A 15,817-nucleotide genomic window follows, 5' to 3' on the forward strand; every position below is an offset into this window, starting at 1 on the left:
GCGCTGGAGCCGGATTCAGATGCACTAGCCCATATAAATTCTGATATTATAAAAAAGTCAGCCAAATAGTATTGGCTGACTTTTCTATGAAAGTTTACTTAAAGTTGAAATAAGTGTAACTCTTTCCTGTTCAGTAAGTGGAACGAGCGGTAGTCGAACGGAACCTACATCTAAGCCCTTTAACTGTAAGGCTGTTTTTACGGGTGTTGGACTAGGTGCTTGAAATAGGGCCTTCATTATTGGAAGTAAACGTTGGTGATGTTTTGCTGACTCTTTTACGTTTCCTACTTCAAACGCCTCAATCATTGCTTGCATTTCAGATCCGATAATATGCGAAGCAACTGATACAATGCCCTTTCCTCCAATAGCTAACACAGGAATTGTTAAGCCGTCATCTCCACTGTATAAGGCAAAGTCATCTGGTGTATTTGCTATAATTGATGTCATCGCATCTAAGTCACCACTTGCTTCTTTTACAGCGACTATATTTTTAATTTCGGATAAACGAAGAATTGTTTCTACTGAAATATTGACAGCTGAACGACCTGGAATATTATAAACCATTACTGGCAAACTAGTTGAACCGGCAATCTCTTTGAAATGTAAGTACAATCCTTCTTGATTCGGTCTATTATAGTAAGGGGCAACAAGCATAATTGCATCCACGCCAGCATTTTTTGCTTTCTTTGTTAATTCAATGGATTGCCTTGTATTATTACTGCCAGTCCCTGCTATTACTGGGACTCTTCCATCAACCACTGTGACAACATGCTTAAACAAGGCTACTTTCTCCTCAGTGGTTAAGGTTGGAGATTCTCCTGTCGTTCCTGCTATTACAAGTGAATCTGTCCCGTTTTTTATTAAATAATTTATAAGCTGCGTTGTTTTGGTTAAGTCGATGTTGCCCTTATGATCAAAGGGGGTCACCATCGCTGTCGAAATTTTCCCGAAATCCATTTCTTAATCCTCCTTTAATACTCGAGCGGTTAACTTTCTTTTTCACACTCTGATAGCTGAAATGTATCATGCAGTGAGTTTACTGTTTGGATAAGGTCAGAGTCTTTAACTAATACCCAGATGGTTGTATTGCTATCAGCTGATTGAAGAATTTGGATCCCATTTTCAGATAGAGATGTGACGATTTTGGATGTAACTCCTGGCACACCACTCATCCCAGCACCAACGGCCGACACTTTGGCGCAATTTCTTGTCACGACTGGTTCATACCCAAGACCATGAAGGACATCTACTGCCCGATCTGTATTATCGCCTGAAACAGTATACACAACACCAGTTGGGTTTATATTAAAAAAATCTACACTTATCTCAGCATTTGCCATTGCCTTAAATACTTCCTTTTGTGTATCGTAATATCCTTCTTTAGAGAACACTTTAATTTGAGTAACATCTGACACATGTGCAATTCCGGTAATGACTCTCTCCTTAAAATACATTTCCTTCTTGGCAGCTCCTGATGAAGTAACTAAAGTCCCAACTCCATTTGAATAAGTAGAACGAACTCTCATAGGGATTTTTCCCTGCATAGCAATTTCTACAGCACGCGGATGAATGACTTTTGCACCTTGATAGGCCATATTGCATACTTCCGTGTAAGTCACGACATTTAAGTGACGAGCATTTTCAACGATTCTCGGGTCTGCTGTCATAACTCCTTCTACATCAGTGAAAATATCAATCCATTCAGCATTTAGTGCCACGCCAAGGGCCGAAGCAGATGTATCACTTCCCCCTCTGCCAAGAGTAGTAATATCTCCATCCTTGGAAATCCCTTGGAATCCAGCAACAACAATTACATCATTGTCCTGGAGCATTTCTAGTAACTCTTCACACTGCATATCAATAATTTTTGCATTTTGGTGGTCATTATTTGTTCTGAAACCTGCTCTTGCTCCATTTAATGCAGCTGCTTTAATTCCTTTATCATTCAACAAGTTTGAGAATACTACGGATGAAATAATTTCACCACATGAAAGTAATAAGTCATTCTCGCGTTTACTTACCTTTCCTTTGATTCCACCTATTAAGCTCAGCAAGGTATCTGTGGCATAAGGATCTCCCTTTCTTCCCATAGCAGAAACAACAGTAACAACCTTATAACCGCTTGCAAGAGCATCTTGAATATGACGAATTGCATGTTCACGACCTTCTTCATTTTTGACAGAAGTTCCACCAAATTTTTGAACGATTATCTTCATTTTGCCACCCCAATCTAGATGTAGGAGGTTGGAGAGACTGTCTTAGGTAAGTAGCCAACCCCAATTTATTGTTCTTTATTTTACAATCCCTAATTTCAATAAACTTTCAGCAATTTGTACTGAGTTCCAAGCGGCACCTTTTAGAAGATTGTCTGAAACAACCCACAAATGGAATCCCTTGTCCTCTGTAAGATCCTTCCTAATACGACCAACAAAAACATCATTTTTCCCTACACAACCCGCAGGCATAGGGTATACTTGCTCACTCGGATTGTCTTCAAGAATTACACCCGGTGCATTTGCAAGTAAGTTTTGGATTTCACTAGCTGTGATTGATCCTTTTTCAATTTCTATATAGACGCTTTCAGAATGTCCTGTCGAAACTGGAAGACGGACACAAGTAGCAGCAACCTGCAACTCTGGCATGCCCATGATTTTCTTTGTTTCATTCATCATCTTCATTTCTTCAAACGTGAATCCGTTTTCTTGAAATTGATCGATTTGAGGAATCACATTGAATGCAATTTGATATTTTTTCTTGTCCGCTTTTACAGGTAATATCTCTGGAGTAAATGGTTCATTATTTAAAATGGCCTTTGTTTGGTTCATAAGTTCTTCCACAGCTGCCGTTCCAGAACCTGACACAGCTTGGTAGGTTGAAACAATAATTCGCTTTAACCCGAATGCTTGCCGAATGGGCTCTAAGGCTACAACCATTTGTATTGTTGAGCAATTAGGATTGGCAATAATTCCATTATGATTGTGGAGTGCATGTTCATTCACTTCCGGAACAACTAATGGAGTACTTTCATCCATCCGAAATGCACTAGTATTATCGATTACAATTGCCCCTCTTTTCACTGCTTCTGGTGCAAGCTCTTTAGATATTGCGCCACCTGCACTAAAGAGAGCTATTTGAACACCTTCAAAGCTATCAGGTGTTGCTTCTTGTACAATTATTTCTTCACCTTTAAACAAAACCATAGTCCCTGCCGACCTCTTTGAGGAAAGTAGACTTAATTTTGAAATCGGAAAATCTCTATTCTCTAATGTTTTAATTATTTGTTGACCGACTGCGCCTGTTGCACCTAAAACAGCAACGTGAAAACCCTTTTCCATATATATATATACCCCTTTCAACTAGGAAATTCAAAAAAATAATAAGCAAACAAATGAAGGAGAAAATGTCTATTCTCTCCTTCAATTAATAGATTTAATTGTATCATATATATTTGTATTATAAATGTCGATCATTTTATTTTTCATCTAAATAGCGTTCTACAATCACTGGTTGAAGTTGTTTACCTTCTAAAGCAGCAAGGACCGTATCAAGCAAAGAATCCATCCTGGCAACCATAGAGTTTGGTTTCTTTTCTGGAGAATCTTGACCAAATGGTATGAAATAGATGTTCTTTGTTGACATTAACCTCATTAAATTAACCCCATTCAAACCTAGTGCATCATTTGTAGATATGCCTAGAACGACTGGATTTTGATTTCTTAATGTTGCTTTTGCTGCCATCAATACGGGAGAATCAGTCATAGCATTTGCAAATTTACTCATTGAGTTGCCCGTTAAAGGGGCAACAACCATACAATCGAGTGGGATCTTTGGACCTAGAGGCTCGGCTTTTACAATAGAATCAATGATCTGATGACCTGTAATCTCTTCCAGCTTTTTTACCCAATCCTCACCTTCGCCAAAACGTGTATCAGTCGACATAACTGTATGCGTTACTATTGGGCGAACATCTGCACCCTCTGCTATTAGACGCTCTATTTGAGGTATTACTTCGTCATACGTGCAATGGGACCCTGTTAATCCAAAACCTATTCGTCTTCCTTTTAGAGATGTCATTAAGCATTCCCCTTTCTATCCGTTGCATCTTCCCTCAGTAATTGGATTAATACATTTGCAACAATTTGCCCGGCCGTCTTAGGTGCTACAATTCCAGGTAGTCCCGGTGCTAATAATGCTTTAATTCCTCTTTTCTCAGCATATCGAAAATCTGTTCCACCAGGCTTAGAGGCTAAGTCAATAATTAATGTATGAGATGGCATTTTTGAAATGACGCTTGCTGTTACGATTTGGTGTGGGATCGTGTTTATACAAACATCGATATCGTGCACTTCTTGTTCTAAGGTTGATAGATCGAATGGCTTCATGCCCATTTCGTAGATTCTCGCGATGTGCTCACTTTTTCTAGCACCAACCTTTACCTTCGCACCAAGTACAGCAAATGTTCTAGCTACACTTAGTCCTACACGACCCATTCCCAAAACCGCAACATTGGAATTATGAATAGTAATTTCTGTATGTTGAATGACCATCATAATCGTTCCTTCAACTGTTGGAATAGAATTATAAATAGCGACATCATCACGTTCTAGTAGCTTGACAAGCTTTCTATCCGTTACTTTTACCAGTTCATCAAGATATTGATTACTGATACCCGAGTAAATGGCACAATGTTTTGGAGTTTTTGAGATTAATTCTTCTGTGATTACAACCTTTTCATTAGAAAAAATGGTATCTACTTCGCCCTCACTATTCGTCCCTGCAACAGGAAGAATGATTGCATCAAGGAGTGAAAAGTCTACTTCTTCTATTTGTTCCTTTAAAGCACCAGTGAAGCCATGATCAAGCTGTTCAAAGCCAACTAAAGAAAGCTTTGCATCCAACTCTGTCAGCTTGCGAATGACTTCAAGCTGTCTTGCATCACCACCAATTACTGCAATATGCAATCCAGTTAACATGGTTCTCATTCACCTTCTTCTTGTATTCTTCTTTTACTTACTAACCACACGTAGTTTTAGGTAGTGTTTACTTCCTCATATTATGTAAGGAAAGAAAATTAGGTGATTGATTGAAAATCATTATGTGAAACTTAAGTAAAAGTTAAGACATTTGATTCCAATAAAAAAGACCCTTCGCTACGGAAGGACCCTCGATTACTCTTTATTTCATATTCTCATACTTATTTGTGTAAACTTGTTCTTCGGGTATATCAATTATGATCATATCTGCCCCGATTTTTTTAATATGATGCCACGATACACGAAGTTCAGCACCTTGCTTTCTGAACCCAAACCATTTAAGGGTCGGAATAATAAAAGCCTTTATATGGCCGGTAGTCTCATCAATCTCAAGGTCTGTTTGGCCTAGAACACCTAATCGCTCAGCTTTTTTTAAGTCTACAATCTCTTTTCCACTCAACTCACTTAGTCTCATATGATGCCTCCTCACTTTGGACGATCTATTAATCATTGTATCGTCAAAGCACAAAAAAAATGCCTATAAGAATTTATCTTATAGAGGATGTTCAAAAAGTCCGGCAAAAATAGCTTCGAATTTCTTCGTCAGCTCGTCTTTCCGCTCCTCACGTATACAAAACATACGCGCAGGTAGCTCAAGACTTCGCTTCCTTGAACTTCTTTGCTCTTTTTGTCCTCCTTTTTGAACAGGCTCTTATAGGCATTTGGATTGGTTTACATTATTGTAAAGCTTCTGGAAGAAGGCCATCCGGACTTACTAAAGACACTGAAAGCTTGGAATCAAAGATTTTATGTGAAAGCTTATTGACCGATTGCTCCGTTACTTCTTCAACACTTTGTAAGATGTCGTCTAAAGTACGATGATTTTTTAATAATAGTTCGTTTTTTCCATTTCGGCTCATTCGACTATTTGTACTTTCTAAGCTTAGCATTAAATTTCCTTTTATTTGTTCTTTACTATTCTTAAGTTCTTTAGAAGTAATCCCTTTTTCCATTAAGGTTGCTAAAGTTTGCTGAATCGTTTCATATAATAAGTTTAACTGTTGGCTACCTGTACCCCCATAAATAGTGAGCATCCCACTATCTTTATAAGAGGAATGATAGGAATAAACCGAATAGGCTAACCCTCTTTGTTCTCTTACTTCTTGAAACAGTCGGCTACTCATGCTTCCACCCAAAACGTTATTTAAAACGATTAAGCTATAGATATCCTCGTTTCCAACGGGTAACCCTTTATAACCTAAACAAAGATGCGCTTGCTCTGTTTCCTTCTTCCTCGAAAGCATATCTGTGTAAAAGATTGGTTCTGTAGTTGCTGGCATTGTAGCAGATGAAGCAGCAAATTCCCCAAAGTAACCTTCGACCTCTTGAATGAATGAATCCTCTATGTTACCAGCAACCGAAATAACAACATTATCAGGTATGTATGTTTCTTTCATATATTGTCGGAGTGAGTCCCCGTTAAAAGTATTTAAAGATTCCTCTGTTCCTAGGATTGGAAATCCTAGAGAATGATCCTTATATGAAGCCCTACTTAATAAATCATGAACGATGTCGTCTGGTGTATCTTCATACATTTTGATTTCTTCGAAAACAACATTCTTTTCTTTTTTTAATTCTTCTTCATCAAAAGTAGAATTGAAAAACATATCTGCTAAAACTTCTAATGCATAATTGGAATGTTCATCTAAAACCTTGGCGTAGTAGCATGTGTATTCCTTTGATGTAAATGCATTTACTTGTCCGCCTATACTATCAAAGGATTCTGCTATCTCACGAGCAGAGCGTGTTTTTGTTCCTTTAAAAAACATATGCTCTAAAAAGTGAGAGATACCGTTTACATCTTTCGTTTCATTCCTTGAACCCGTTCCTATCCATACACCTATCGCCACTGATCTTACGGTTGGTATGTTTTCTAGAACAATTCTGACACCATTTTTACACGTGTATTTTTTTATCAAAAAAATTCCTCCTAATCAGATCACATAAGCTACTAGTCTTTTATCAATTTTGGAAGGGATGTGTATCTGTTCTCTTCTCATTCAACAAATTAGTTACACTTCCAATTTTATATTGCTTTTCTTTGATTTTTGTAATTAATGTATCGAGAGAAATTACTGTAGCTTCAGTAGGGTGCATTAAAATAATTGCTCCCGGGTGTATTTTTGTCATTACCCGATTTATTAAGACAGAGGGAGTTGGCTTTTGCCAATCAACTGTATCAACGCTCCACATAACGGTTCTCATATTTAACTCTAATGCAACATCTACCACATCTTGCCGATAACTTCCACTTGGCGGAGCAAACCATAACGGCTTCTGACTAGTAGTGGCTTCTATCACATTGTTAGTCTTAGTAAGCTGCTCCCTAATTAAAGGGGTAGTGAGTGTTTTTAAATTTGGATGTGTGTATGAATGGTTGCCGACCTCATGTCCTGCATCTACAATCATTTTAGCTAAGTCTGGATTACTTTTTACCCATCTACCTTCTAAAAAGAAGGTTGCTTTTACTTTATGTTTTTTTAACGTCTCTAGCATAGGAGGGAGATAATCGTTTCCCCAGGCAACATTAATGATAAAAGAGACCATTTTTTTCTCTGGATGACCTTTATAAATGGGCTCCGCTGGCAAGTCATTAAGGTGTATGGAAGGCGACGTTTCTTTAAAAATTAATTGTTTCGGGTCAAAGGAACCACTTTTTTCCATATTCCTGAAAGATGCATCAATATCCACTTTTAATCCATTATACCCAGGTGTTGCCTTCCATACCTTATCTATCACAGCATCTTGCGGAGCCTTTTCGTACTCTGAAGCTCTTTCTTCAATCTCTAAATAAAGCGCAGATACATTCTTTGATACTACTATACTAGACTGTTTTAATTGTGATACATATTTAGAAGTAAAGGGATTTTGAACGGATCCCAAAGTAAGTAATAATATTGAAGAAATAGCAAATAGCTGCACTGACAATCTTTTCATCATAACATCCCCCTTTGTACTAAAAATTATGTATATGGGGGACAAGGTAGAACCAAAAGTATAATAGGAGTGTTTAACAAAAAGAAGCCGGTTCCCCCAGCTTCCAATTATGCGTTATTTCAAAAGAAAAAAAGAATTCCTTTTTACAATGCTTTTCGTGTTTTTTACTTACGTTGTTGGATTTGCATCCTTTTGTTCTTTAAGAACTGCCTTGCGTGATAAGTTAACCCTACCTTGTTTATCAACCTCAGTTACCTTAACGAGAATTTCATCTCCAATAGCAATGACATCCTCTACTTTACCCACACGTTCTTCTGCAAGCTCTGATATATGAACGAGTCCATCTTTCCCGCTGAATAATTCAACAAACGCACCAAATTTCTCTATGCGCTTCACTTTTCCTAAGTACATTTCCCCTACAACAACTTCACGAACAATATCTTCAATAATTTTCTTTGCCCTTTGGTTCATTTCCTCATTAATAGATGAAATAAAGACTGTTCCATCTTGCTCGATATCAATTTTAACACCAGTTTCTTCAATGATTTTATTAATTTGTTTTCCACTTGGTCCAATAACATCTCTAATTTTATCAGGATTAATGGACATCATTAAAATTTTAGGTGCATATTGTGAAAGTTCTGTTCTTGGCTCTCTTATCGTACTTACCATGTGATCTAAAATATGAAGTCGGCCAATGCGAGCTTGGATTAACGCTTCTTCTAATATTTCTCGTGAAAGTCCATCAATTTTAATGTCCATTTGAAGAGCTGTAACACCTTTTGCAGTCCCAGCTACCTTAAAATCCATATCGCCTAAATGGTCCTCCATACCTTGGATATCAGATAAAATCGTGTAGTCTTGACCCTTCTTAACAAGACCCATTGCAATCCCAGCAACAGGAGCTTTAATTGGAACACCTGCATCCATCATTGCAAGTGTACTTGCACATATACTTGCTTGCGAGGTAGATCCATTTGATTCAAGAACTTCTGACACTAGACGTATTGTATAAGGAAAATCCTTTTCAGATGGAATAACAGGCTCTAAAGCACGTTCTCCAAGTGCACCATGACCTATTTCACGACGTCCTGGGCCTCTAATCGGACCTGTTTCCCCAACACTAAACTGAGGGAAATTATAATGGTGCATAAAACGTTTTTCTTCTTCAAGACCTATGCCATCAAGTATTTGTACATCTCCCATAGCCCCTAAAGTACAGATACTTAAGGCTTGGGTTTGTCCTCTTGTAAAAAGACCAGAACCATGTGTTCTTGAAAGAAGACCTACTTCAGAAGCTAACGGACGGATTTCATCTTGTTTACGACCATCAGGACGAACCTTGTCTTGCGTAATCAGACGACGAACTTCTTCCTTAACCAGCATGTAAAGGACCTCAGACACCTGTTTCACTACTTTGCTTACAGCTTCTTTTGCTTCAAAATGAGCAAAAACTTCCTTTTTCACTTCATTAATAGAAGCCTCTCGTGCATGCTTCTCAAATACTTGTACCGCTGATTTTATTTTATCTTCAGCTAAAGCTCTAACTTCTTGTTCAATTTCAGCGTCGACTTCATAAAGTACGACTTCTATTTTTTCTTTCCCAACTTCAGAAACAATTTTTTCTTGGAATTCAATAAGTCGTTTGATTTCATCATGACCAAACATAATAGCTTCTAACATTACTTCTTCTGTAACTTCATTCGCTCCGGCTTCGACCATGTTAATAGCATCCTTTGTACCTGCTACAACAAGATGAATGTCAGACTGCTCTAAAATTTCAACTGATGGGTTGATCATAAATTCACCATTTACACGTCCTACAATTACACCTGCAATAGGTCCATTGAATGGAATATTGGAAACACTAAGTGCTAACGACGAACCAAACATTGCTGCCATTTCAGACGAACAATTCTGATCCACACTCATTACTATGCTAATAACTTGTACTTCATTTCGAAAACCTTCTGCGAACAATGGACGGATTGGTCTATCAATTAGACGACTAGCTAAAATGGCTTTCTCACTTGGTCGGCCTTCTCTTTTAATAAAACCTCCAGGTATCTTCCCAACAGCGTATAAACGTTCCTCATAATTACACGTTAAAGGAAAAAAACTCAAATCTTTTGGTTCTTTTGATGCCGTTGCAGTAGATAAAACAGCGGTATCACCGTAACGAATTAAAACAGCACCGTTAGCCTGTTTTGCTAATTGTCCTACCTCAACTGTTAATGAACGACCTGCCCAATCCATTGAAAAGACTTGTTTTTCTTGTTTCATATTATAAATGCCCCTCTCTTGTAAATCATTACTCAATATTCACTATGTATACCTTCTTACTTTTTTAAAAAAAAGCGAGAGCATTAATGGAGATAGAAATTAAACTGCTCCCCAAAAACTATACAAAAAAATCCCTATAAAAAATAAGCCATTATGTAGTATTTCCTATATTATTTAAAACATATCAAATTGGTTAGCACTATGTAAATAAATTTCTACAAAATGTAGAAATTTGTAGCGAATTCGTAAAAATGTGGTAATTTTATTTTAGATAAAAAAAAGCGGGATTACAATCCCGCTTTTTTAGAAACAAACGCTACTACTATTAACGACGTAAACCAAGCTTGTTGATTAACGTACGGTAACGAGTAACATCATTGTTACGTAGATAGTTAAGTAAGTTACGACGCTTACCTACCATCTTTAAAAGACCACGACGTGAGTGGTGATCCTTCTTATGAGTACGTAAATGATCATTCAATGTGTTAATCTGCTCTGTTAGGACAGCAATTTGAACTTCTGGTGATCCAGTATCACTTTCATGAGTTTTATACTCACTAATGATTTCGTTCTTGCGCTCTTGTGTTAAGGCCATCCTTTTCACCTCCTATAATTTCATCCCCAATTACTGAGCAAGCGTCGGTGATTCGACTTGCCAAGCAATGGTTCAACATACGTTAATTATCATACCTAATCTCGACGAAATTTGCAAGTAAATTATCGTTTCACCGTATTCAAAAGATTTTTTGCTTCGTTAACATCGACTTTGATTCTTGATATTAATTCTTCAACTCCATTAAACTTCTGTTCATCGCGTATTCGTTCAATAAACAATAACTCTATATTACTTCCATATATGTTCTCGTTAAAATCAAATAAATGGACTTCAATCGTAACTTTGCTCATATGTTGGTGGAATGTAGGCTTGAACCCAATATTACTTACACCATTGTACCATTTATCTTTCACTTTCATTTGTACCGCATAAACACCAACGCGTGGAATAAGATATGGTTCCTCAACATGAATATTAGCTGTAGGGAATCCGATAGATGAACCCCGTTTTTCTCCATCTACAACTAGCCCTTTTATCTTGTAAGGTCTACCCTGCAATAACTGAACACGATTAACATCACCCGTTCTTAGCAAGTCCCTTATAAATGATGAGCTGATTTTCCCATTGGCTTGTTCTACCTTTGGAACAATCGTTGAACTAAACTGTTCTCGTGAATGGAATGGAAGGGTTTCCATCGTTCCTTTTCCCATTTTGCCATATGTAAAATCAAATCCAGCAACAACATGTTTACAATTCAGACCAATCACATATTGATCTATAAATTGTTGAGGCAGCAACTGTGAAAATTGTTCATTAAAATCAACAATATATAGTTCATGGATTCCTAATTTCTCTATAGCCTCTATTTTGTCATGCAATGGAGTAATCGCATGTTGTATGGCATTCTCTCTTCGTAAGACGATAGATGGATGGGGACTAAAAGTCATAACTGAACTTGTCATATTTTGCTTTTCAGCTATTTCTTTTGCAGTCTGTATCACTCTTTGATGCCCTATATGTACACCATCAAAATAGCCAAATGCCATCACCTTTGGCACTGTCATCTCTCTCTTTATATGAGGTGGATGGCTAATAAATTTCGTTTCCAAGTTACATCACCTAATTCCTAATTTAACCTCTATATACTAAGCACCTTTACTGGTTTCATTAACCCTTGTTTAGTAGGGTGTTTTTCATAAATGGCTAGAGCATCCCCTGACATGTCCGTCATAAGCAATTGTTCTTTGTCAAAAAGTAATGGGCTTACTTCAAGGACAGCTCCATTCTTTACTTTCATTGCTACTGTATCATCAATTTGTAGGTTAGGCAAATGAATAAGTGCCCGTTCCATAGGGATTAATAGAGACTGAATATTCCCTTCTCCCATCACTTTTTCGATCTCCTCAAGTGAAGAACACTCTTCAAGTTGAAAAGATCCAGATGCAGTTCTGATTAGATGAGACATATGTGCTGGAAACCCTAACTTTTCTCCAATTGTGACAGCTAGTGTTCGAACATACGTCCCTTTGCTACAAGTAACTTTAAATGAAAAAGTGATGGACTCACCTTCGTACGTTTCTTGTGGATCTTGTAGTATCAGTTCATGGATTTTGATTTCCCTTGAAGGTCGTTCGACTTCTATTCCTTTTCTCGCGTATTCATATAAACGTTTTCCATTTACTTTAACAGCCGAATACATAGGCGGTGTCTGTGAATGTGTTCCAGTAAGTTGGGCTAGGACAAGTTGTATCTCTTCTTTTTTAATAGTCCGATGTACCGCTACTTTGTCTATGATTTCTCCGGATGCGTCTTCAGTTGTCGTAGAAAACCCTAAGGTAACTTCCCCAACATATGTTTTGCTCATTCCTGTTATGAATTCTGCAATTTTTGTAGCTCTACCTATGCAAATAGGTAAAACACCGGTCACATCAGGATCAAGTGTGCCCGTATGCCCTACCTTTTTGGTCTTTAGAATTTTCCGGATTTTGAAGACACAATCATGTGATGTTAGCCCTTTAGGCTTATTTAGCAAAAGTATACCGTCCATAATAAATACCTCCTAGACTATTCATTACCTTTTTAGCCATTCCAAATGTAAAGTCCAAATATAACAGTACAAATAGTAAAAATGGATAGACAAATTTGTCTATCCATTTTTGTTGGAATCACCCTATGTTTCATCATGCTTAGAGGCCTTGTTTAATTCAGCCAATAATGATTCAATTCGATTCCCATAATCAACTGATTCATCAAACTCGAAGGTGATTTCTGGTGTTTTACGAAGTCTAATACGTTGACCAATCTCAGACCTGATAAAGCCTGTTGCCTTGGATAAACCCTTTAACGTATTTTGTCGTTGTACATCATCACCTAAAACAGAAATAAATATTTTTGCTTGCTGAAGATCGCCTGTAACTTCTACATCCGTTACGGTAACAAACCCAATACGTGGGTCTTTTATTTTACGACCGATAATCTCACCAAGCTCTTTTTTCATTTGCTCGCCAACTTTAGTTGAACGCAAACTCATACGATCACCTCGTCCCTAGTACCATTCAAAGGATGTAACGGTTCTTTCAATTTCAGGAAAGGAATCTATCATCTTTAGAGAATTTTGCAATTCCCTTTCAGTCATCTTTTTAGAAGATGTGATGGCAACGATTCCTATTGTTGTTCGTTGCCATTTATCCTGATGGTCAATTTCTGATACCGAAACATTAAATTTTTGTTTAAGCCTCGTCATAACCCGCTGTAATACAGCACGCTTATCCTTTAAGGACTGTGCACCGTATATAAAGCACTCACAATTGACGAAGCCAATCATTATCTTTTAATTTCCTGCATAATATACGCTTCAATGACATCGCCTTCTTTAATATCATTGAATTTTTCAATGGTAATACCGCACTCATAATTTTGAGCAACTTCTTTTACATCGTCTTTAAAGCGTTTTAAAGTGTCGAGCTTTCCTTCGAAGATGACAATTCCATCACGAACTATACGCACACCACTATCTCTTGTTACCTTACCATCAGTTACGTAGCACCCTGCAATGGTTCCTACTTTTGATACTTTAAAGGTTGTTCGAACTTCTGCTTGACCAATCACTTTCTCTTCGAACTCAGGATCTAGCATTCCCTTCATGGCCAATTCTATTTCATCGATCGCATTATAAATGATTCTGTGAAGGCGAACATCTACTTTTTCTTGTTCTGCCGTTTTCTTTGCATTTACATCAGGTCGAACATTAAAGCCAATCACAATAGCGTTTGATGCTGAAGCGAGGATAATGTCAGATTCAGTAATAGCTCCAACACCTGTCAGAATAATCTTTACTCGAACGCCTTCTACTTCAATTTTTTGAAGAGATGCAGAAAGTGCTTCGACAGATCCTTGAACATCTCCTTTGACGATAATGTTAATATCTTTAATTTCGCCCAGTTTAATTTGTTCAAATAAATCTTCTAAACTTAGCTTCGCTCGATCACCACGTTGCGCAACTAATTGCTTTTGAGCACGTGCTTCTCCAACTGATCTTGCCATTTTTTCATCAGCGAATACCATAAAATGATCTCCTGCTAATGGAACTTCATTTAGACCTGTAATCTCAACAGGCGTCGAAGGCCCAGCTTCCTTCACGCGTCGTCCAATGTCATTGACCATAGCACGAACACGTCCAAATGCATTACCTACTACAATTGGATCACCTACTCTTAACGTACCATTTTGAACGAGTAGAGTAGCAACTGATCCACGACCTTTATCTAATTGTGCTTCTACAACAGTTCCTGTCGCAAAACTAGTCGGATTGGCTTTCCATTCCTCTACTTCGCTTACTAATACAATCATTTCCAAAAGATCGTCAATTCCTTCACCTTTAAGGGCAGAAACAGGAACAAAAATGGTTTCTCCACCCCAAGCTTCGGGAACTAAGCCACGATCTGTTAACTCTTGCATGACACGATCAGGATTGGCAGATGGTTTATCCATCTTATTCACAGCAACAATTATTGGTACTCCCGCTGCTTTTGCATGGCTGATTGCTTCAACCGTTTGAGGCATTACACCATCATCTGCTGCAACAACCAAAATAGTAATATCGGTAATTTGAGCACCTCTTGCACGCATTGTTGTGAATGCAGCATGTCCAGGTGTATCTAGAAAAGTGATCTTTTTATCATTTACTACAACCTGATACGCACCAATGTGCTGAGTGATCCCACCAGCTTCACCTTCTGTAACCTTTGTATTACGAATGGAATCAAGTAATGTTGTTTTCCCATGATCTACGTGCCCCATTATAGTAACAACAGGAGGACGAATTTGCAGATTATCCGGATTTTCTTCCATGACATATCCTTCAAATTCAGTTTCCTCATATACGATTTCTTCTTCTACCTCTACACCGTAATCTGTAGCAATTAACTCAATCGTGTCCTTGTCAAGTTCTTGGTTGATAGTTGCCATGACATTAAGTTTAAAGAGTTTTTTGATAATTTCTGAAGACTCTTTCCCTAGTTTACCTGCGATTTCTGCAACTGTTAAAGAACCAGAAAATGTGATTTTTTCAGGTAATTCGAGTACTTTAGGCTGAGTCGCTTGCTTTCCACTACTCTTGTGACGATTTTTTTGAAAGGTAGCTTGTTCTTGCTGACCAGACTTTTTATTGTCTTTCTCTTTTCGAGAGTTAGCGCCCTTCTTCTTTCGAGGAGCATTAGTAACTGTGTCAACTTCGTCTTCCTCATACACATTACCTGTATCTTGCTGCAGGTCTACTTCACTATTTTCTGTTTTCTGCTCTGAAATAGAGCTAATGTTCGTTGAAGTAGATTCTTGCTTTTCGTCAGTCTTTGAGAAACGTTGATCTAATTCTTTCACAATATCGTCTTCTATGGTTGTCATATGATTAGAAACTTCTACATTTAGTTCTTTCAATATATTAATCACTTCTTTACTTGAGATGTTTTGTTTTTTTGCATACTCATAAACGCGAATTTTACTCATACGT

15 protein-coding genes are annotated in these 15,817 nt (G+C 37.6%); all 15 read right to left on the bottom strand.

What is annotated here, in order from left to right; translation table 11 throughout:
• Positions 1 to 84: 84 nt before the first annotated feature.
• A complete protein-coding gene (gene dapA, locus ACOI1C_RS01065; RefSeq protein WP_422507110.1) occupies positions 85 to 957 on the bottom strand; it encodes a 4-hydroxy-tetrahydrodipicolinate synthase in 873 nt (290 codons plus the stop codon).
• 29 nt (positions 958 to 986) lie between these two features.
• Entirely contained in the window at positions 987 to 2,216 is a 1,230-nt protein-coding gene (dapG, locus tag ACOI1C_RS01070) for an aspartate kinase (protein WP_422507112.1), read from the bottom strand.
• A gap of 75 nt (positions 2,217 to 2,291) precedes the next feature.
• Entirely contained in the window at positions 2,292 to 3,335 is a 1,044-nt protein-coding gene (gene asd / locus ACOI1C_RS01075; protein ID WP_422507114.1) for an aspartate-semialdehyde dehydrogenase, read from the bottom strand.
• A gap of 136 nt (positions 3,336 to 3,471) precedes the next feature.
• Positions 3,472 to 4,074 carry a dipicolinate synthase subunit B gene (locus ACOI1C_RS01080; protein ID WP_422507116.1) on the bottom strand — a complete coding sequence of 201 codons (603 nt, stop codon included), beginning with the start codon at positions 4,072 to 4,074 and terminating at the stop codon, positions 3,472 to 3,474.
• Complete coding sequence (gene dpaA, locus ACOI1C_RS01085; protein ID WP_422507614.1) at positions 4,074 to 4,973, bottom strand: dipicolinic acid synthetase subunit A; 900 nt, start codon at positions 4,971 to 4,973, stop codon at positions 4,074 to 4,076. The genes ACOI1C_RS01080 and dpaA overlap by 1 nt, the downstream gene beginning before the upstream one ends.
• A 202-nt stretch (positions 4,974 to 5,175) precedes the next feature.
• Positions 5,176 to 5,448, bottom strand: coding sequence for a YlmC/YmxH family sporulation protein (locus ACOI1C_RS01090; protein WP_422507118.1), 273 nt, complete (start codon positions 5,446 to 5,448; stop codon positions 5,176 to 5,178).
• A 262-nt stretch (positions 5,449 to 5,710) separates the two neighbouring features.
• Complete coding sequence (locus ACOI1C_RS01095) at positions 5,711 to 6,952, bottom strand: M16 family metallopeptidase (protein WP_422507120.1); 1,242 nt, start codon at positions 6,950 to 6,952, stop codon at positions 5,711 to 5,713.
• Between the two features lie 43 nt (positions 6,953 to 6,995).
• Positions 6,996 to 7,970, bottom strand: a complete 975-nt coding sequence (locus ACOI1C_RS01100) for a polysaccharide deacetylase family protein (protein WP_422507122.1) — start codon at positions 7,968 to 7,970, stop codon at positions 6,996 to 6,998.
• 168 nt (positions 7,971 to 8,138) lie between these two features.
• Positions 8,139 to 10,253 (bottom strand): polyribonucleotide nucleotidyltransferase, encoded by a 2,115-nt coding sequence (gene pnp / locus ACOI1C_RS01105; protein WP_422507124.1) that lies wholly within the window; start codon positions 10,251 to 10,253, stop codon positions 8,139 to 8,141.
• A gap of 325 nt (positions 10,254 to 10,578) precedes the next feature.
• The gene (gene rpsO, locus ACOI1C_RS01110; protein ID WP_422507126.1) at positions 10,579 to 10,848 is read right to left on the bottom strand and encodes a 30S ribosomal protein S15; all 270 of its coding nucleotides are present in this window, start codon (positions 10,846 to 10,848) and stop codon (positions 10,579 to 10,581) included.
• A gap of 122 nt (positions 10,849 to 10,970) precedes the next feature.
• Positions 10,971 to 11,918: a bifunctional riboflavin kinase/FAD synthetase gene (gene ribF, locus ACOI1C_RS01115; protein ID WP_422507128.1), complete on the bottom strand. Its 948-nt coding sequence runs from the start codon at positions 11,916 to 11,918 to the stop codon at positions 10,971 to 10,973.
• 29 nt (positions 11,919 to 11,947) lie between these two features.
• Positions 11,948 to 12,856 (bottom strand): tRNA pseudouridine(55) synthase TruB, encoded by a 909-nt coding sequence (gene truB / locus ACOI1C_RS01120; protein WP_422507130.1) that lies wholly within the window; start codon positions 12,854 to 12,856, stop codon positions 11,948 to 11,950.
• Between the two features lie 123 nt (positions 12,857 to 12,979).
• Complete coding sequence (rbfA, locus tag ACOI1C_RS01125) at positions 12,980 to 13,339, bottom strand: 30S ribosome-binding factor RbfA (RefSeq protein ID WP_422507132.1); 360 nt, start codon at positions 13,337 to 13,339, stop codon at positions 12,980 to 12,982.
• Positions 13,340 to 13,354: 15 nt separating this feature from the next.
• A complete protein-coding gene (locus ACOI1C_RS01130; protein WP_422507134.1) occupies positions 13,355 to 13,633 on the bottom strand; it encodes a DUF503 domain-containing protein in 279 nt (92 codons plus the stop codon).
• Positions 13,633 to 15,813 (bottom strand): translation initiation factor IF-2, encoded by a 2,181-nt coding sequence (gene infB / locus ACOI1C_RS01135; protein ID WP_422507136.1) that lies wholly within the window; start codon positions 15,811 to 15,813, stop codon positions 13,633 to 13,635. The genes ACOI1C_RS01130 and infB overlap by 1 nt, the downstream gene beginning before the upstream one ends.
• Positions 15,814 to 15,817 lie beyond the last annotated feature (4 nt).

The sequence above is a fragment of the Bacillus sp. DJP31 genome, from assembly GCF_049310945.1.
Lineage (GTDB): Bacteria > Bacillota > Bacilli > Bacillales > SA4 > Bacillus_BS.